We start from the raw sequence: 16,368 nt of genomic DNA on the forward strand, positions 1-16,368 counted from the left end.
ACGAACGCCGGGCTCCTCCTCGTACGATCGGGGCGGAGCCCGGCGTTTCGGCGTCCGGCGTTCCGGTGTGTGGTTCCGGCGCTGCGTGCACCCGTGACCAACAGGACATCGCAGGGCCGGGTACCGTACGCCGGGCCGTCATCCGCCCTCGCTTCCGTGGTGGCTCCACCCACCCGAGGAGCCTCCATGTCCGTTGCCCCCAGGCGTCGTTCGATCCTCCTGGCCACCGCCGCCGTCACCGCCGCGGCCACCGCCCCGGCCGTCGCCGCCCCCACCGCCGGGCGTCGCCCCCACCGTCCGTCGGGCCCCCTGGTCATCGGGCATCGCGGGGCGGCGGGCTGGCGGCCCGAGCACACCGCCGACGCGTACACCTATGCCGTACGGGCCGGGGCCGACTGGATCGAGCCGGACCTCGTGCCGACGAAGGACCATGTCCTGGTCGTGCGGCACGAGAACGAGATCGGCGGGACGACGGACGTCGCCCGCCGCCCCGAGTTCGCGGACCGCCGCACCACGAAGACCGTCGACGGCAAGGCGGTGACCGGCTGGTTCACCGAGGACTTCCACCTGCGCGAGCTGCGGACGCTGCGCACGGTGGAACGGCTTCCGCTGGTCCGCGACCGCAACACGGTCTTCGACGGGCGGGGCTCGGTGATGACCTTCCAGGAGGTGATCGACCTGGCCCGGCGGCTGTCCCGGGAGTCCGGCCGGCGGATCGCGGTGTTCCCGGAGACGAAGCACCCGACGTACTTCCGCTCGATCGGGCTGCCGCTGGAGGAGGAGCTGATCCGGGTGATCCGCCGGAACCGGCTGACCGCCCGGGACTGCGTCGTCCAGTCCTTCGAGCCCGCGAGCCTCCGCCGGGTGGCCGCGGCCCGCCTCGGCCTCCCGCTGTGGCAGGCGCTGGGCACGAGCGGCGGCCCGTACGGCCACGGGGTCACCTACCGGGACATGATGACCCCGGCCGGGCTCCGCGAGATCGCCTCGTACGCGGAGTGGATCGGCCCGGACAAGTCCTCGCTCGTCCCGCCGAGCACCCTGCTGGCGGACGCCCACGCGGCGGGCCTGAAGGTCGGCGCGTACACCTTCCGGGCGGAGAACCAGTACCTCCCGGCCACCTACCGGCGGGGCAGTGCGCCCACCGCCTTCGGCGACGCGTTCGCCGAGTACGCCTTCCACTACGGGCAGGGCGTGGACGCGGTGGTGACGGACTTCCCGGACCTGGCGGCGCAGGCCAGGGACGACCTGCGGCGGTAGCGCCGGGATACGGGGAGCGTCCGGCGGCGGCGGGGCGGATGTGGAAACGTTCCGGTGACAGCGCTTCCTCCTGCCCGGAAGGGACCACGCCATGACCGCCCCGCACGTCTTCCCCCTGGAGCCCACCCCGATACGCGTGGCCGACCGGGTCCTCGACGACCTGCGCGCCCGTCTCCAACGGACCCGACCGCCACTGGACGAGGGGAACGAGGACTGGTCCTACGGCGTTCCGGAAAGCTATCTGCGTGAGCTGGTCGCCCACTGGCGGGACGGCTACGACTGGCGCGCGGCCGAGGCCGCCATCAACGCCCACGAGCAGTACCGGGTGAGCGTCGACGGGGTCCCCGTGCACTTCATGCGCGAGCCCGGCCGGGGCCCCCGCCCGGTCCCGCTGATCCTCACCCACGGCTGGCCGTGGACGTTCTGGCACTGGTCGAAGGTGATCGGCCCCCTCGCCGACCCGGCGGCGTACGGCGATGACCCGGCCGACGCGTTCGACGTCATCGTGCCGTCCCTGCCCGGTTTCGGTTTCCCCGGCCCGCTCACCGGCTTTCCGGACGTCAACTTCTGGAAGGTGTCCGACCTCTGGCACACCCTGATGACCAAGACGCTGGGATACGAGAAGTACGCCGCCGGGGGCTGCGACATCGGCGGGATCGTCTCCAGCCAGCTCGGCCACAAGTACGCCGACGAGCTGTACGGCGTCCACATCGGCTCCGGGCTGCCGCTCGACTTCTTCACCGGCCCCCGCGCCTGGGACTTCGCCCGGAACCGGCCCCTCACCGACGACCAGCCCGCCGACGTCCGCGCCCGCATCATCGAGCAGGACCGCCGCTGGGCGCCGCACCTCGCCGTGCACATGCTCGACGGCGCCACCCTGGCCCACGGGCTCAGCGACTCCCCCGCCGGGCTGCTCGCCTGGCTGCTGGAGCGGTGGAACGCCTGGAGCGACAACGGCGGCGACCTCGCGTCCGTCTTCAGCGAGGACGACCTGCTCACCCACGCCACGATCTACTGGGTGAACAACTCCATCGCCACGTCGATGCGTTACTACGCCAACGCCAACCGCTATCCCTGGGCCCCGTCCCACGACCGCACCCCGGTCGTGCAGGCCCCGGTGGGCCTCACCCTCGTCCGTTACGAGAACCCGCCCGGCGTCCACACCGCCGACGAGCGCGTGCGGGCGTTCGAGACCGGCCCGCAGGCGGACTGGTTCAACCATGTCAACGTCAACGCCCATGACCACGGGGGCCACTTCATCCCCTGGGAGAACCCCGACGCGTGGGTGGGCGACCTGCGCCGCACCTTCCGCGGCCGCAGGCCCTGAACGATCCCGTCCAGGGCCCGCGGGCCTCCTCAGCGGGTGGTGCGCCTGCTCGCCGTGGTCTTCTTGACCGCCTTCTTGGCGGTCTTCTTCGCCGGGGCGGGGAGCGCCGTCTTCTTGGCGGGGGTGCGCTTGGCGGCGGCCCGCTTCGGGGACGCGGCCTCGGCGGCCGCCTCCTCGGTGTCGGCGCCGGCGTTCGACAGGGCGCCGGAGCTGGACTCCAGATGGGCCCGGACGAACCACTGGAACTGCTCCAGGCCGCGCAGGTGCTCGATGAGCAGGTCCTCGGTGACGGGGTCGATCTCGCCGGCCTTCCCGACCGCCTCGCGATGGTCCTCGATGATGCCCGTGTAGACGAGGTCCAGGGCGCCGAGGTGGGCGATGGCGTCGGCGCGCCCGACGCTGTAGTCGTCCCAGGTGCGCTCCCTGACCAAGGCGCCCGGGGTGCCGTTCGGCTCGCCGCCGAGGGCGGAGATGCGCTCGGCGGCGGCGTCGGCCATGTCCCGCACGGCGGCGGTCTGCGGGTCGAGCATCTCGTGGACGGCGATGAACTGCGGCCCGACGACGTTCCAGTGGATGTGCTTGAGCGTGAGCGCGAGGTCGTTGAGCGCGTGCAGGCGCAGCGTCAGGAGGTCGATGACCTGTCGGCCCTCGTCGACGCCGAGGCCGGGAACGGTGTAGCGGGGGGTGCGTGCGGGGGACATGGGACTCCTCTGCGGGGTGAACGACGGTGATGGTGTTGGTTGGGGGGGGGGGGGAGGTCGTCTAGCCGACGTCTCCGGTGCCGCCCTCGGTCGGGGCCGAGCCGGGGCGCTCCCCGCCGGGCCGGACGGGTCCGGCCGCCGCGCGGATGCTCTCCCGTGCGGCGTCGGCGACCGCGTGGGGCGTGATGCCGAACTCCTCGTACAGCCGCTCGTAGGCGGCGGACGCGCCGAAGTGCTCCAGGCTCACCATGCGGCCCGCGTCCCCCACGACGTCCCGCCAGCCCTGGGCGACGGCGGCCTCGACGCTGACCCGGGCCCGGACCTCGGGCGGCAGGACCGCGTCCTGGTAGGCGTACGGCTGCTCGGCGAACCACTCGCGGCAGGGCAGGGAGACCACGCGCGCGTCGTGCCCCTCGGCGGCCAGCAACTCCCGTGCTTCCAGGGCGATGTGGACCTCCGATCCGGTCGCGACGAGGATGACGTCGGGCGTCCCGCCCCGGCTGTCGGCGAGTACGTAGCCGCCCCGGGCGGCCCCCTCGGCGGGGGCGTACGCGTCGTCCCCCCGCTCCAGGACGGGCAGCGGCTGCCGGGTCAGGGCGAGACCGGCGGGCCGGTCGTGGTGCTCCAGGACGGTGCGCCAGCACACGGCCGTCTCGTTCGCGTCGGCGGGCCGTACGACGTCGAGGCCGGGGATCGCGCGGAGGGCGGCGAGCTGCTCGACGGGCTGGTGGGTGGGGCCGTCCTCGCCCAGGCCGATGGAGTCATGGGTCCAGACGTAGGTGACCGGGAGCTTCATCAGGGCGGCGAGCCGGACGGCCGGGCGCATGTAGTCGCTGAAGATCAGGAACGTACCGCCGTAGGGGCGGGTGAGGCTCTGGAGCGCGACGCCGTTGAGGATCGCGCCCATGGCGTGCTCGCGGATGCCGAAGTGGAGCGTGCGGCCGTAGGGGTTGCCGGGGAACTCGCCGGTCTGCTTGGACTCCGGCACGAAGGACGGCTCGCCCTCCATGGTGGTGTTGTTGCTCCCCGCGAGGTCGGCCGAGCCGCCCCACAGCTCGGGCAGCACGGGTGCCAGCGCGGTGAGCACATCGCCGGACGCCTTGCGGGTGGCGATGCCCTTGGGGTCGGCGTCGAAGACGGGGAGGCTGTCGGTCCAGCCCGCGGGGAACTTCTGCTCCCGCAGCCGGTCGAGGAGTTCGGCGCGCTCGGGGTGGGCGGAGCGCCACTCCTGGTAGCCGGGCTCCCAGGCGCGGTGGGCATCGGCCCCGCGCTCGACGACCGCGCGGGCGTGTTCCAGTACGTCGTCCTCGACGGCGAAGTCGGCGTCCGGGTCGAAGCCGAGCAGCTTCTTGGTGGCGGCGACCTCGTCGTCGCCGAGCGCGGAGCCGTGGGCCTTGCCGGTGTTCTGCTTGGTGGGAGCGGGCCATCCGATGATCGTGCGCAGCAGGATCAGGGAGGGCCGACCGCGCTCGCTCTTCGCTGCTTCGACTGCGGCGAGCAGGGCGTCGACGTCCTCGACGTAGTCGCCGGTCCGGGTGAAGTCGACCGTCTGGACCTGCCAGCCGTACGCGGCGTAGCGGGCGGCGACGTCCTCGCTGAAGGAGATGTCGGTGTCGTCCTCGATGGAGATGTGGTTGGAGTCGTAGAAGACGATCAGATTCCCGAGCTCCTGGTGTCCCGCCAGTGAACTGGCCTCGGACGTCACGCCCTCCATCAGGTCGCCGTCGGAGGCGACGACGTACACGTGGTGGTCGAAGGGGCTCGTACCGGCCGGGGCGTCGGGATCGAGGAGGCCACGCTCGCGCCGGGCCGCCATGGCCATGCCGACGGCGGAGGCCAGTCCCTGTCCCAGCGGCCCGGTGGTGATCTCGACACCCCTGGTGTGCCGGTACTCCGGGTGGCCGGGCGTGGCGGAACCCCAAGTGCGCAGCGCCTCCAGGTCCGTCAGCTCCATGCCGTAGCCGCTCAGGTACAGCTGGATGTAGAGGGTGAGGCTGGAGTGGCCGCAGGACAGCACGAAGCGGTCCCGGCCGAGCCACTGATCGTCGGCCGGATCGTGCCGCATCACCTGCTGGAACAGCAGGTACGCCAGCGGGGCCAGGCTCATCGCGGTGCCCGGGTGGCCGTGGCCCGCCTTCTGCACGGCGTCGGCCGCCAGCACCCGCACGGTGTCGACGGCACGGACGTCGAGCGGCCCCCAGCCCGCCGCGTCCGCGAGGGGCGGGGCCAGTCGCGGATCGCGACCGTCGTTCGGGCCGTTCGGCGTTTCGGGGGGTGCCATCAAGTCCTCCTGATCAGCGGGGCGGGCGGGCAACAGGCGGCGCGGCCGGGTCGCGGCCCCGGGGCGCCCGGCTGTCCGGCCGGGTCCCCCGGAACGACGGGACCAAACGCGCGACGGCGTACGCAGCACGGAATAAGGAGCAAATCACCTTTGCCGTGCAAACGGGAGGAAGAGGGCGGTAGAGGAAGGGCAGCGCCGCGAGTCCTAGGCCGAAGGGCTGATCACTTCGGAGGCACTCCTGCTGTTAGCCTGCTCTTGCATATAGCTTGCAATAACAACTGGACGGCATTCCCAGCAGTCGGAGGGCTCGCATCATGGCCACGTACACGCTCCCGGAACTCCCGTACGACTACGCGGCGCTCGAACCGGTCATCAACCCGCAGATCATCGAGCTGCACCACGACAAGCACCACGCCGCGTACGTCAAGGGCGCGAACGACACCCTGGAGCAGCTGGAGGAGGCCCGCGACAAGGAGGCCTGGGGCGCGATCAACGGCCTGCAGAAGAACCTCGCGTTTCACCTCTCCGGCCACATCCTGCACTCGATCTACTGGCACAACATGACCGGCGACGGCGGCGGCGAGCCCCTCGCGGCGGACGGCGTGGGCGACCTCGCCGACGCGATCACCGAGTCCTTCGGCTCCTACGCGGGCTTCAAGTCCCAGCTGACGAAGGCCGCGGCGACCACCCAGGGTTCCGGCTGGGGCGTGCTCGCGTACGAGCCCGTGAGCGGCAAGCTGATCGTCGAGCAGGTCTACGACCACCAGGGCAACGTCGGCCAGGGCTCGGTCCCGGTCCTCGTGTTCGACGCCTGGGAGCACGCTTTCTACCTGCAGTACAAGAACCAGAAGGTGGACTTCATCGAGGCGATGTGGCGCGTCGTCAACTGGCAGGACGTGGCGAAGCGCTACGCCGCCGCCAAGGAGCGCGCGGACGTGCTGCTGCTCGCCCCCTGACCGGACACCGGCGCGCCACACCACCACAGGCGTCCTGCCTCGTGATCGTCTTCTCAACCTTCACCACGGCAGGCGGATGAACGGAGAGCCCCCGCGAGGACATGACTCGCGGGGGCTCCCCCATGGGGGCTACTTAGCTGTTTAGCTCATGTGCTAAACATGCACACATGGAATCACCCGCCGTTCCGGCCGATGACGAGGCGAGCGCCTTCCGCGCGCTCGCCGACCCCACCCGCCGTCAGATCCTGGAGGATCTGCGGGGCGGTGAGCTGGCCGCCGGGGAGATCGCGAGCCGGTTCTCGATCAGCGCCCCGTCCATCTCGCGCCACCTGGGTGTGCTCAAGGGGGCCGGGCTCGTCACGGAGCGCCGGGACGCCAACCGCATCCTCTACTCCCTCGCCGAGGAACGGCTCGCCCTGTGCGTGGGGCGCTTCCTCAGCACCGTGTGCCCCGAGCAGATCGTGCTCCGCAACACCAAGTGGCGCTCCGCGCCGGAAGGCGACGCCTCATGATCCGGCCCCGGCTCTCCAGTGTCATCGAACGCCGCCTCCTGGTGAACTACCGGGTCGACCGTCACGTCGCGGCGGCCCTGCTGCCCGCGCCGCTGCGGCCCCAACTGGTGCGCGGTCAGGCGGTGGCCGGGATCTGTCTGCTGCGGATCGGCGGCGTCCGCCCGGCCTGGGCCCCCGCCGTGACCGGGCTGACCAGTGAGAACGCGGCGCACCGGATCTCCGTGGAGTGGGACGGGCCGGACGGCGTCGAGCGCGGCGTCTACATCCCGCGCCGCGACACCGCCTCCCGCCTCAACGCCTTCGCGGGCGGGCGGATCTACCCGGGCGAGCACGGCCGCGCGGACTTCACGGTGCGGGAGGACGCCGACTCCGTACGGGTGGCCTTCGCGACCCGGGACGGCGAGGTGGAGGTGGACGCGACCGTGGAGCCCGCCGACGAACTGCGCGGCAGCGGGCTGTTCACGGACCTGGCGGAGGCGTCGGAGTTCTTCCGCCTCGGCAGCCGGGGCCTCTCCCCCAGCACCGGCGGGGACCACCTCGACGTCCTCGAACTGTCCACGGACGCCTGGAAGGTGACGGCGGGCCGGCCCCGTTCCGTACGGTCCTCGTTCTTCGAGGACCTGGACCGCTTCCCGCCGGGCAGCGCGGTGCTGGACAGCGCGCTGGTGATGCGGGGCGTGGCGGCGGACTGGTCGCAGGGGGAGCCGTTCCGGCTGGGGTGCGGGGCGGGGGCGGTGGCCTCGTAGGGAGGCCGCGCGGGGTAGCCGTAGGAGGGCCGCGCAGGGGGCGCGTAGGAGGGCCGCGCAGGGGGGCCGGCGGGCCGCCCGGGGCCGGGCCGGGCGGGAAAATACCCGCGTTCCGCCGGGCCCGGATGCCACGATGATCCACGTCCGAACGCCCGTACCCCCGCCCCGGAAGCGACCCCATGACTTCTGCCCCCGCGCCCGTCCCTGCCGACCCGACCGTCCTGCACCCGATGCCCGGCCAGCCGCGCGTGGTGCAGCTGAAGCCCCTGATCACCTCGGAGCTGATCGAGGCCGGGGAGTACTCGTACTACGACGACCCCGAGCACGCCACGGAGTTCGAGACCCGCAACGTGCTCTACCACTACGGGCCGGAGCGCCTGGTGATCGGGAGGTTCTGCGCGTTCGGCACCGGGGTGCGGTTCATCATGAACGGCTCCAACCACCGTATGGACGGGCCGTCCACGTTCCCGTTCCCGACGCTCGGCGGCTCCTGGTCCGACCACTTCGACCTGCTGACGGGCCTGCCCAACCGGGGTGACACGGTGATCGGCAACGACGTCTGGATCGGCTACGAGGCCGTGATCATGCCGGGGGTCCGCATCGGGCACGGCGCGATCATCAGCTCGCGGTCCGTGGTCGTCTCCGACGTCCCCGACTACGGCATCGTCGGCGGCAACCCGGCCCGGCTGATCCGCACCCGGTACGAGGAGGCCGACGTCGCGCGCCTGCTGGCGGTGGCCTGGTGGGACTGGCCGGCGGACCACCTGACGCGCCACATCCGTACGGTGATGTCGGGCACGGTGGCGGAGCTGGAGGCGGCGGCGCCGCGGGGCGGGTAAGGGCGGAGCGGGTGGGCTCGAGTCCTCGGCCCTCGGCAACCGGTCAGCGCGCGCAGGTGCCCGGCTCGCTACGCATCGCGGAGTGGGAGACCAACACCTGGTTGCTGGGGGCAGAGGACGAGGACCAGCAGTCGTTCGGCACCTCCGCACAAAGGCCGCCTGCCCGGCCGGAGCACCGAAAACCACCCGGCCCGGACCAGGACGCCCACCCGGCCGCAGAAACGACCAGCCCACTGCCCGCCATGACGTACACACAGTTGGCTGACCAGACTCCGCGAAGCGACCCACGAAGAGGTCAACGACCCTGCGTCCACGCCGCACAGGTTAAAGATCAAGCTAGGACGGGCACCATCGCCACGGCTGCCGACTACGGCCGCGTGCTGCCGATCCGGGTCTCTGTTAAGCCTGCCGGATGGCGGTCACGAGCAGTGTGTCCGCGCTGCGCGGCGCGTCGGTGGTCGAGGGCAGTCTGTCGATGCAGATTCGGGTGAACCCGGCCTCGTCCAGCACCTTCGTCCAGACCTGCTCCTGAAGTACCCAGCGGCGCATCGTGGTCGCCTCACCGCCAGGGGTCCTTGCCGGGACGTCAGCGGGCGAAACGTCCGCTGACGCAGGTGCGCCGCCGAGGTAGTGGGCGAGCGTGGAGAACACCAGCCGGCCGCCGGGACGCAGTGCGGCGGCCACGGACGGCAGAAGTTCGTGCGGGTCGGTGAAGTCGACTGCGCCGAAGACGCTGTACAGCACGTCGTACGAGTCGGGCGCCGTCTGCGCGTGCTTCACGACATCGGACCCGATGGTGCGCAGGCGCGGCGCGAGGTAGCCGAACAGATCGGTGGCCATGGCGTACTGCGCGGGTGAGGCATCGACGGCATCAACTCGGGCGGGGGAATGATGGGTCGCGAGGTGGGCGGCCTGCTTGGCAGCGCCTGCGCCGAGGTCTCCGACGACCTTGTCCGTCAGGTCGCCCAGCAGCTCGGGGCCGGGGCCACCGTCTTGACTCCAGATCCAGTGGAAGGTGTCAGGGACGGCGCGGTTGTGCTCGGCGTGGTTGCGGCCGTAGTGGTGCCAGAGGTCTGTGGTGGTGGTCACCCGCATCATCCTGGCGGGTTCCGCCCGCCGCCGTGTCAGCTCCGGCGAATCTCACCCACGCGTGAGCCGGGCCCCGGCCAGAGGAGGCGCGGGGCCCGGCTTGGCGTTCAGCCCGGTGTGAGTCAGTGCGAGTCGTTGCCGGGGTGGCACGGGCCGCAGTCGGCGGCGTCCGCCCACAGCGGCAGGTCAACCTCCCAGCCGTCAGTCGCGATCAGGTCCGCCGTCCGCAGCACGGAGCCGTCGTTCTTGAAGGCGACGTCCGGAACGTGGTGCAGGAAGTGTCCGCCGTTGAAGCGTTCGCATAGCGTGGCGTAGGCCACGGTGTCCAGGATGATCGTGTGGACACCGATGTCGACGATCTTGCTGGGTGCGAGTCCCAGCGCCCGGCCCCGGTGGTTCATCGCGGTCAGGAGGTAGGCGTAGCCCTGTCCGAGGACCCGGGCCGCCATGATCGAGTCGTAAGGGTAGTCGCGCATGAGGAGTCCGACCTGCTTGTCCCACAGGTCGGCCGGCACGACGTCCCGCGCAGAGCGGATCGGGCCGGTCGTCGGGTCGATGGCCAGAGGGGTTGCGACAGCCGTTGCCATGATGCCTCCGATGGACGAGGCCCCGCGGTCGGGGGCGCTGCACCCAGGACACCGCGCCGACTCGCCCGGTGAAGGTCAACGGTCCTGTTGTGCAAGGGCTTTGCACGTTGTGCAAGCGGGCTCGACGGGCCCGTGTGCCGACCGTACGGTGAGGGCCCCGGTCGTGCGGCGTGGGAGGGGACCTGTGCCTGTTGACCTTTGGAACAGCCCCATGGTGCGCGAGTTAGCGGCGCAGCGGCGCCCCGGCGCGCTCATCCGTCTCGGCCGCGAACACCGTGCCTGGACTCTCGCCGCCCTCGGGGACCGGATCGGCTGCTCAGCCGCCACGGTGTCCCGGTTGGAGCGTCGCAACAGGGTGGCCGATCTGGCCCTGATGCACCGCGCAGCACTGGAAGTCGGGGTCCCGCGACACGTCTTGGTGCATTCCCTGGCGCCACCCGCCCCGACCGCGTCGGCGGCCACTAGAGTGACGGCCAGTCCGTACGCCGAGGAGGACCCGATGCGCCGCCGCACGCTGATCACCGCCACGGCGGCTGCCGGACCGGCCGCCCTGCTGCTGGGGTTGGACGAAGCCTTGGCCGACGCTCCCGGCCCGACCGGCGGCGGTTCGCTCGACACCCGGCTGGCCACCGCCCGCGAGTTGTACGACAAGGGGGCGCACGGGCGTCTCCTCACCGCGCTGCCTGGCCTCATTGGTGACGGCCACGCCACCGCGTCGTCGCGCCGGGAACTCGATCAGGCCCGGCTCTCGTCCGTCTACAGTCTGACCGCCTCGGTGCTGAGCAAGCTCGGCTCGTACGAGCAGGCCCGGCTCACCGCGGACCGCGCCCGCACTTGGGCCGAGGTATCCGGCTCACCGCTCGCGTCCGCAGCCGCAGCCCGAGAACTGGCGATCGTGCTGCGCCACCAGGACCGCTCCGAGGAGGCCCAGCGCCTCATGAGGGCGGCGGCCACCGGAGTGGAGGCCACGGGCCTGCGTACCGACGCTTCGGCTTCCGCGTACGCGCAGATGCTCTGCACTCTGGCGTACACCGCCGCTCGTGGAGGGCACCGGACAGATGCGCTGGCAATGACCGAGGAAGCCCGCTGTGCCGCCCGCCGGCTGCCACCGCACCCCCCGTCCGGCCGTCTGTTTCCCATCACCCCCGCCGCCGTTGACCTGTACGCCGTCGGCGTCCACTGGGCGCTCGGCGACGCGGGGGCCGCGCTGGAGGCCGGGAAGGACCTGCGACCCGAACAGTTCCCGACAGCTGAGCGGAAGGCGCGGTTGGGCACCGACATGGCGCGGGCCTGGTGGGCATGGCAGCGCCCCGCGCAGACCGCCCATGCGCTGCTCACCGCGTACCGCTCCAGCCCGGGAGAAGTCCGAGACCGGCCCGCCATCCGCCGCATCGTTGCCGAACTCGCCGAGCGGCACCCGCGCACCACCGGGGTCCGGGAATTGCAGGCCGCCGTGGTTCTGCGGTCGCTTTAGCAGGCTGGCTGCATGTGGTTAAGAAGTCACCCTGCGGACGATCACGCGAGGGGTATGCGTACCGCTAGGTGTTCTGTCCCGGGAGGTTGTGGGCATGGCTGAGATCCGGCCCCTGCATCGATACCGGATCGCGCGAGGTGGCTGCCCGCCGGGGCGCTGCCCCCGTCTCCGGGCTGTTCCCGTCAGCCGCCGAAGGTACCGGCCTTCACTCCGTCGATGAACAAGGCCCAGTGCTCCGGGCCGTAGAACTGGAGCCCGGCGGCGGGATCCTTACTGTCGCGGACGGCCCGGCCGCCGTTGGCGGTGTGGGCGACCTCGACGCAGTCCTGGGCAGCGCCCTGTGAGGCGTTGGACTTCTTGAAACTGGTCACGATCTCTTCGTGCGTCATTCTGCTTCTTTCTCACTTTCCGGGACGCTTGCCAGAACCTTTCGGACGAACGAAAGACTCTGATCCGGCGTCAGAGCTGCCGCACTCAGCGCTTCGAAGATCCTCGCATGTGCGGCCATTTCCTCAAGATCTTCGACGAGGACAGTGCTGGTGGTGGTGTCGTAGGCGACAGCTTCTGGGGCGGGCTCGGGTCCGAAGCTGAGCATGACGAAGTGCGATGAGAGGTGCGCAGCACGCCACTCGGATACCGGTAGCACCTGCACCTGCACGTTCTGCCGCTGAGCTACGTTAAGTATGTGGAGCAGTTGCTCGCGATGCACCTTGGCCGACGGCATGGGAGCAGTAAGAGCGGGCTCCCAGATGATCGTCGCGAACCGCGCACCATCCTCCTCGATAAGACCACGGCGCACCCTCCTCACCGCCAGAACCTCTTCGACGGACTCAGGTGAGTGCACAGTGAGCCCCGAACTCAACAGCGTCCGCAGATAGTCGTCGGTCTGGAGGAGCCCAGGGATGAACAGTGGTTGCCAGGTACGGATATAGCTCGCATCCGTTTCCAGCGTCACGAAGTCTGCGAATCCAGCTTCCTTGGTGATCCAGTCGAAGTTGAGCCACCAGCCACGCTTGTTGCTGTCGCGCGCCAGCTTCTCCAGCCGCCTGCGCTCGGCCTCCTCCTTGACCCCGTAAAGGTCAAGAAGCACACGAACGTCCCCAATACGCGCACTGACCGTACCGGACTCGATTCTGCTGATCTTGGCAGTAGAACAATCGACCGCTTCAGCGGCGTGCTCCTGATCCAGACACGCGTCCAGCCGCAGCCGCTTGAGTGCCGCGCCCAGCCTCCGACTGCGCACCGTGGGCTTCCCACCTGCGGGCATGACTCCCCCTTTCCCTCCGGCCAGTCTGCCTGGCAACTGTTCTCTCTCGCCAGCGAGTTGCCTCGGACGAGTGAATGCAAGCTTGCACTACAGATTCGCTTGCATCACATCTCACTCGACCTCTAGCGTGGATCACGTCACACCGAGTGCTGACACCAGCACACCAGGTGATCTTGGTTCCGCCTGCCCACGACCTTGGGGGACGTATGTCCGGGCGCACAGACAGCAAGAGGTTCCGAGTCCGCAGGGACTCCATTCCCGCCGCTCGTCGGCACGTCAGAACGGTCTTGGTCGAGTGGAAGCTCGCCGGACTCGTCGACGACGCCACGCTGATCACCAGCGAGTTGGCCACCAACGTCATCGCCCACGCCAGAGGCACCGGCGACTACTTCGAGTTGGGGTTGCGGCGTCGGAACGGCGTGCTGATCCTGGAGGTCGCCGACTCGTACCAGTGGCTGATGCCAGAACTCCGCAAGCCCAGCGACGACGAGACGTCCGGCCGGGGCCTGCTCATCGTCGACGCGCTCGCCGAGCGGTGGGGCGTACGGCCGCGCAACCCCGGAAAGACCGTCTGGGTCCACCTGCCCGTCCGGACCCGGCTTCCGTGAAGTCACCCATGCGCCGCCCACCCGGAGGCCACGGGCGGAGCTTCGTACCGCCCGTGGCCTCCGGGGAGAGAACGGAAGAGACCTGCCCCGTGCTGCAATGCACCGCCGTCACCGACGTACCGTTCTACGAGGCGCTCCTCGCGCTCGCCACCATGGAAGGCGGTCCCGAGCACCCGACCGACGTCCTCGCCCAGGACGACTTCCTCCTCTGCGAACTGGGCGAGCACGACGAGGCCGCCGAGCACGCCGCCCACGTCTGGACCGCCGACGTCCCCGACGACGACCGGGACCTGTGGCTCCTGTGGACCGGCACCGGCGCCCACCGTGTCTACCGGTTCGACACTCTGCCCCTGTGCCCCGCCCTCCTCCGCGACCTGATCGCTCGCACCGTCACCTCGTGCGCGTACCTCGACCACCACCCCGGCCCGCACTCCTGGACCGTGACCGACCCGCTCGGCGACCTCATCACCGAGCACATCCACCGCGAAGTCCGGCGCCTCACGGCCGGGGAAGACTCCAGCGACGCCGACGCCGACGCCGACGCCGATACCGACGGCCCCTGACCGCCCGCTCAGGCAGACCTCGGGGAGACCCCTTCGCGCCCGCCGGCCACCACCGCGCACGCCTCCTCGTCGGTCACGCCCGACTCCGCCGTCAGCTCGATCAGCGCGTCCAGCCGGTCGCGGGCGGCCAGGAGGGCGGCGGCTGCTTCGTCGATGCGGGCGCGTTCGCGGTGCAGGTCGGGGAGCATGCTGGAGCAGGCCGGCTCCAGGATGCGGCCCTCGTCGACCATGCAGGGCAGCAGCTCTGCGATGACGGCCGTGTTGAGCCCGGCGGCCAGCAGCATGCGGACGCCCCGTACGGTCACGACGTCGGCTTCCTCGTACTCGCGGTAGCCGCTCGGGCGACGGGCCGGGCGCAGCAGGCCCTGCTCCTCGTAGTAGCGCAGCAACCGCTGGCTGACGCCCGTCCGTCGGGAGAACTCCCCCATGCGCATATGACGACCACCACATTCGGTTGACTCTCACACCGGTGTGAGACAGCAGCCTATTGCGCATGACACAGCAGCCTTCAACCCGCCTGCGGGACACCCCCGTTACCGTCATCGGCCTCGGTCCCATGGGCCTCGCCCTCGCCGGAGCCCTTCTTGAGAACGGCCATCCCACCACCGTCTGGAACCGCACCCCGGAGAAGGCCCAGGGTCTCGTCGCCCGGGGCGCGCGGCTCGCGGGGTCCGTGGCCGACGCCGTGGCCGCCGGCCCTCTCACCGTCGTCTGCCTCAAGGACTACGCGACGCTGTACGAGGTGCTCGATCCCGCCGGGGGCGCGGTGGCGGGCCGGACCTTGGTCAACCTCAACTCCGGTACTCCGAAAGAGGCGCACGCGGCGGCCTCCTGGGCGGCCGAGCGGGGCGTCACCTATCTGGACGGTGCGGTCATGGTGCCGCCGCCCCTCGTCGGGGACCCCGGATCCGTCCTTCTCCTCAGCGGTCCGCGCGGCGTCTTCGACGCCCACCGGGCCACGCTGGCGAGCCTGGGCGACCCCCGGTACCTCGGCTCCGACCCCGGGCTCGCGGTGCTCCACAACGCGGCGCTGCTCGGACTGATGTACGCGACGATGAACGGCTTCCTGCACGCCACCGCGCTGGTCGGCTCGGCGGGCGTACGGGCAGCGGAGTTCGCCGGTCTCGCGGTGAACTGGTTCCTGCCCACGGTGGTGGACGCGACCCTCGTCGAGCAGGCGCCGGGTCTCGACGCGGGCCACTACCCGGGCGAGCTGGGCACCCTGCACATGAACCTGAACGCGCTGGAGCACATCGCCCTCACCTGCGAGGAGCAGGGCGTGCACACCGGGCAGCCGCGGCTGATGCGGGAGATCGCGGCACAGGCCATCAAGGAGGGCCACGGCGGGTCGAACTACCTGGCGGTGTTCGAGGTGTTCAAGAAGGCGGTGGAGCCGGACGCGCGGTAGCGGCGGCGGGGCCCGGCGGGTCGCACGAGCCCCGCCGGGCTACGCCTGGGAGGACCCCGGCAGCCGGGTCCAGAAGTGATCGACGATGTTCTCGACGTAGCGACGCCCGTCCTCGCCGGATGCCGTGGTGCCGCCGGCCCGGCTCAGGGTCGCCGCCAAGAGGCCCTGGTACTCCTGGTGCATGGCGGACAGGGGGCTCTTCAGGTCGCGGCGCTCCATCGAGACGAGCTTGGCGATGTCGCGGATGTGCGCCTGCCAGCGCGTGGAGACCGCCTCGGTGAGGAGACGGGCCAGTTCCTCCTCCAGCCTGGTGATGGCGATGAAGTCGCGCGGGGGAAGGCTGAGGACCTCGCCGAGCTTGACGGACTGCCGTTTGTCGCCGGCCCACAGACCGGCCTCCTCCATGGACAGATAGGCGTCGAGGGTGAGGCCGGTGGCGCGCGCGACCTCCTCGGCCGAGACGCCGCGCGCTATGCGGTGTTCGAGCAAGGTGCGTGGGTGGCCCATGAGTTCACTGGGACGGCACCACAACGCGCCCGCCAGGGCGGTGAACTCCGTCGCGTCCGGCACATGGGTCCCGCGCTCCCACGCGACCACATGCTCGGGACCGACGTGTGACGTGCCGAAGGACGCGCGCATGCCGTAGGCGACATGACCGGGTGCCATCCCGAGTTTCTCGCGCAAGGCGCGCGCTGCCCGCGCGTTGAAAGGGAGTGGTGGGTGCACATACGGAGCGTAGGGGAGCTGTCACCG

The 16,368-nt window shown here is 70.8% G+C and carries 18 protein-coding genes; 10 read left to right on the forward strand and 8 right to left on the reverse strand.

Annotation, left to right across the window (positions count from 1 at the left end; all coding sequences use genetic code 11):
* Positions 1–186: 186 nt before the first annotated feature.
* Entirely contained in the window at positions 187–1,257 is a 1,071-nt protein-coding gene (locus tag ACIQRW_RS19030; protein ID WP_403761426.1) for a glycerophosphodiester phosphodiesterase family protein, read from the forward strand.
* Between the two features lie 91 nt (positions 1,258–1,348).
* Complete coding sequence (locus ACIQRW_RS19035; protein ID WP_403761429.1) at positions 1,349–2,584, forward strand: epoxide hydrolase family protein; 1,236 nt, start codon at positions 1,349–1,351, stop codon at positions 2,582–2,584.
* A gap of 29 nt (positions 2,585–2,613) precedes the next feature.
* Here the strand turns inward: ACIQRW_RS19035 and ACIQRW_RS19040 are convergent, their stop codons facing one another.
* Positions 2,614–3,285, reverse strand: coding sequence for a Dps family protein (locus tag ACIQRW_RS19040; protein WP_403761432.1), 672 nt, complete (start codon positions 3,283–3,285; stop codon positions 2,614–2,616).
* A gap of 61 nt (positions 3,286–3,346) precedes the next feature.
* Positions 3,347–5,566 carry a transketolase gene (gene tkt / locus ACIQRW_RS19045; protein ID WP_403761435.1) on the reverse strand — a complete coding sequence of 740 codons (2,220 nt, stop codon included), beginning with the start codon at positions 5,564–5,566 and terminating at the stop codon, positions 3,347–3,349.
* 314 nt (positions 5,567–5,880) lie between these two features.
* Between tkt and ACIQRW_RS19050 the strand changes: the two genes are divergently transcribed.
* The 4 genes from ACIQRW_RS19050 to ACIQRW_RS19065 all read left to right on the forward strand — a co-directional run bounded on the left by ACIQRW_RS19050 (position 5,881) and on the right by ACIQRW_RS19065 (position 8,619).
* Positions 5,881–6,522 (forward strand): superoxide dismutase, encoded by a 642-nt coding sequence (locus ACIQRW_RS19050; RefSeq protein WP_018959211.1) that lies wholly within the window; start codon positions 5,881–5,883, stop codon positions 6,520–6,522.
* Between the two features lie 167 nt (positions 6,523–6,689).
* Positions 6,690–7,034 (forward strand): metalloregulator ArsR/SmtB family transcription factor, encoded by a 345-nt coding sequence (locus ACIQRW_RS19055; RefSeq protein WP_361321942.1) that lies wholly within the window; start codon positions 6,690–6,692, stop codon positions 7,032–7,034.
* Complete coding sequence (locus tag ACIQRW_RS19060) at positions 7,031–7,780, forward strand: DUF2071 domain-containing protein (RefSeq protein ID WP_403761438.1); 750 nt, start codon at positions 7,031–7,033, stop codon at positions 7,778–7,780. The genes ACIQRW_RS19055 and ACIQRW_RS19060 overlap by 4 nt, the downstream gene beginning before the upstream one ends.
* A 179-nt stretch (positions 7,781–7,959) precedes the next feature.
* The gene (locus ACIQRW_RS19065; RefSeq protein WP_403761441.1) at positions 7,960–8,619 is read left to right on the forward strand and encodes a CatB-related O-acetyltransferase; all 660 of its coding nucleotides are present in this window, start codon (positions 7,960–7,962) and stop codon (positions 8,617–8,619) included.
* Between the two features lie 399 nt (positions 8,620–9,018).
* Here ACIQRW_RS19065 and ACIQRW_RS19070 read toward each other — a convergent pair whose 3' ends face one another.
* A complete protein-coding gene (locus ACIQRW_RS19070) occupies positions 9,019–9,708 on the reverse strand; it encodes a class I SAM-dependent methyltransferase (RefSeq protein WP_403761444.1) in 690 nt (229 codons plus the stop codon).
* Between the two features lie 122 nt (positions 9,709–9,830).
* Positions 9,831–10,295 carry a glycine-rich domain-containing protein gene (locus ACIQRW_RS19075; RefSeq protein WP_403761447.1) on the reverse strand — a complete coding sequence of 155 codons (465 nt, stop codon included), beginning with the start codon at positions 10,293–10,295 and terminating at the stop codon, positions 9,831–9,833.
* A gap of 211 nt (positions 10,296–10,506) precedes the next feature.
* On the opposite strand from ACIQRW_RS19075, the gene ACIQRW_RS19080 reads away from it, so the two are divergent.
* Positions 10,507–11,769 carry a helix-turn-helix domain-containing protein gene (locus tag ACIQRW_RS19080; RefSeq protein WP_403761450.1) on the forward strand — a complete coding sequence of 421 codons (1,263 nt, stop codon included), beginning with the start codon at positions 10,507–10,509 and terminating at the stop codon, positions 11,767–11,769.
* A gap of 182 nt (positions 11,770–11,951) precedes the next feature.
* Here ACIQRW_RS19080 and ACIQRW_RS19085 read toward each other — a convergent pair whose 3' ends face one another.
* Both ACIQRW_RS19085 and ACIQRW_RS19090 read right to left on the reverse strand, forming a co-directional pair.
* A complete protein-coding gene (locus ACIQRW_RS19085) occupies positions 11,952–12,158 on the reverse strand; it encodes a DUF397 domain-containing protein (protein ID WP_403761453.1) in 207 nt (68 codons plus the stop codon).
* Positions 12,155–13,036 (reverse strand): helix-turn-helix domain-containing protein, encoded by an 882-nt coding sequence (locus tag ACIQRW_RS19090; RefSeq protein WP_403761456.1) that lies wholly within the window; start codon positions 13,034–13,036, stop codon positions 12,155–12,157. The genes ACIQRW_RS19085 and ACIQRW_RS19090 overlap by 4 nt, the downstream gene beginning before the upstream one ends.
* A gap of 206 nt (positions 13,037–13,242) precedes the next feature.
* Here ACIQRW_RS19090 and ACIQRW_RS19095 point away from each other — a divergent pair, with 206 nt between their 5' ends.
* Together ACIQRW_RS19095 and ACIQRW_RS19100 are read left to right on the forward strand one after the other, a co-directional pair.
* Entirely contained in the window at positions 13,243–13,644 is a 402-nt protein-coding gene (locus ACIQRW_RS19095) for an ATP-binding protein (RefSeq protein ID WP_403761458.1), read from the forward strand.
* An 89-nt stretch (positions 13,645–13,733) separates the two neighbouring features.
* Positions 13,734–14,207, forward strand: a complete 474-nt coding sequence (locus ACIQRW_RS19100; protein WP_403761460.1) for a hypothetical protein — start codon at positions 13,734–13,736, stop codon at positions 14,205–14,207.
* Between the two features lie 8 nt (positions 14,208–14,215).
* On the opposite strand, the gene ACIQRW_RS19105 is transcribed toward ACIQRW_RS19100, so the two are convergent.
* Positions 14,216–14,641 (reverse strand): MerR family transcriptional regulator, encoded by a 426-nt coding sequence (locus ACIQRW_RS19105; protein ID WP_403761463.1) that lies wholly within the window; start codon positions 14,639–14,641, stop codon positions 14,216–14,218.
* A gap of 59 nt (positions 14,642–14,700) precedes the next feature.
* Between ACIQRW_RS19105 and ACIQRW_RS19110 the strand changes: the two genes are divergently transcribed.
* Positions 14,701–15,615: an NAD(P)-dependent oxidoreductase gene (locus ACIQRW_RS19110; protein ID WP_403761465.1), complete on the forward strand. Its 915-nt coding sequence runs from the start codon at positions 14,701–14,703 to the stop codon at positions 15,613–15,615.
* Positions 15,616–15,654: 39 nt separating this feature from the next.
* Here the strand turns inward: ACIQRW_RS19110 and ACIQRW_RS19115 are convergent, their stop codons facing one another.
* Entirely contained in the window at positions 15,655–16,281 is a 627-nt protein-coding gene (locus ACIQRW_RS19115) for an XRE family transcriptional regulator (RefSeq protein WP_403761468.1), read from the reverse strand.
* Positions 16,282–16,368 lie beyond the last annotated feature (87 nt).

It is taken from the genome of Streptomyces sp. NPDC091287 (assembly GCF_044768525.1).
Taxonomy (GTDB): Bacteria; Actinomycetota; Actinomycetes; order Streptomycetales; family Streptomycetaceae; genus Streptomyces.

What these genes read in the sequence shown, in the direction of transcription:
- ACIQRW_RS19110 (WP_403761465.1), top strand. Translation starts at nt 14,701, where the DNA reads ATGACACAGCAGCCTTCAACCCGCCTGCGGGACACCCCCGTTACCGTC.
- ACIQRW_RS19030 (WP_403761426.1), top strand. Translation starts at nt 187, where the DNA reads ATGTCCGTTGCCCCCAGGCGTCGTTCGATCCTCCTGGCCACCGCCGCC.
- ACIQRW_RS19115 (WP_403761468.1), bottom strand. Translation starts at nt 16,281, where the DNA reads ATGGCACCCGGTCATGTCGCCTACGGCATGCGCGCGTCCTTCGGCACG.
- ACIQRW_RS19060 (WP_403761438.1), top strand. Translation starts at nt 7,031, where the DNA reads ATGATCCGGCCCCGGCTCTCCAGTGTCATCGAACGCCGCCTCCTGGTG.
- ACIQRW_RS19095 (WP_403761458.1), top strand. Translation starts at nt 13,243, where the DNA reads ATGTCCGGGCGCACAGACAGCAAGAGGTTCCGAGTCCGCAGGGACTCC.
- ACIQRW_RS19055 (WP_361321942.1), top strand. Translation starts at nt 6,690, where the DNA reads ATGGAATCACCCGCCGTTCCGGCCGATGACGAGGCGAGCGCCTTCCGC.
- tkt (WP_403761435.1), bottom strand. Translation starts at nt 5,566, where the DNA reads ATGGCACCCCCCGAAACGCCGAACGGCCCGAACGACGGTCGCGATCCG.
- ACIQRW_RS19065 (WP_403761441.1), top strand. Translation starts at nt 7,960, where the DNA reads ATGACTTCTGCCCCCGCGCCCGTCCCTGCCGACCCGACCGTCCTGCAC.
- ACIQRW_RS19090 (WP_403761456.1), bottom strand. Translation starts at nt 13,036, where the DNA reads ATGCCCGCAGGTGGGAAGCCCACGGTGCGCAGTCGGAGGCTGGGCGCG.
- ACIQRW_RS19075 (WP_403761447.1), bottom strand. Translation starts at nt 10,295, where the DNA reads ATGGCAACGGCTGTCGCAACCCCTCTGGCCATCGACCCGACGACCGGC.
- ACIQRW_RS19105 (WP_403761463.1), bottom strand. Translation starts at nt 14,641, where the DNA reads ATGCGCATGGGGGAGTTCTCCCGACGGACGGGCGTCAGCCAGCGGTTG.
- ACIQRW_RS19040 (WP_403761432.1), bottom strand. Translation starts at nt 3,285, where the DNA reads ATGTCCCCCGCACGCACCCCCCGCTACACCGTTCCCGGCCTCGGCGTC.
- ACIQRW_RS19085 (WP_403761453.1), bottom strand. Translation starts at nt 12,158, where the DNA reads ATGACGCACGAAGAGATCGTGACCAGTTTCAAGAAGTCCAACGCCTCA.
- ACIQRW_RS19035 (WP_403761429.1), top strand. Translation starts at nt 1,349, where the DNA reads ATGACCGCCCCGCACGTCTTCCCCCTGGAGCCCACCCCGATACGCGTG.
- ACIQRW_RS19080 (WP_403761450.1), top strand. Translation starts at nt 10,507, where the DNA reads ATGGTGCGCGAGTTAGCGGCGCAGCGGCGCCCCGGCGCGCTCATCCGT.
- ACIQRW_RS19050 (WP_018959211.1), top strand. Translation starts at nt 5,881, where the DNA reads ATGGCCACGTACACGCTCCCGGAACTCCCGTACGACTACGCGGCGCTC.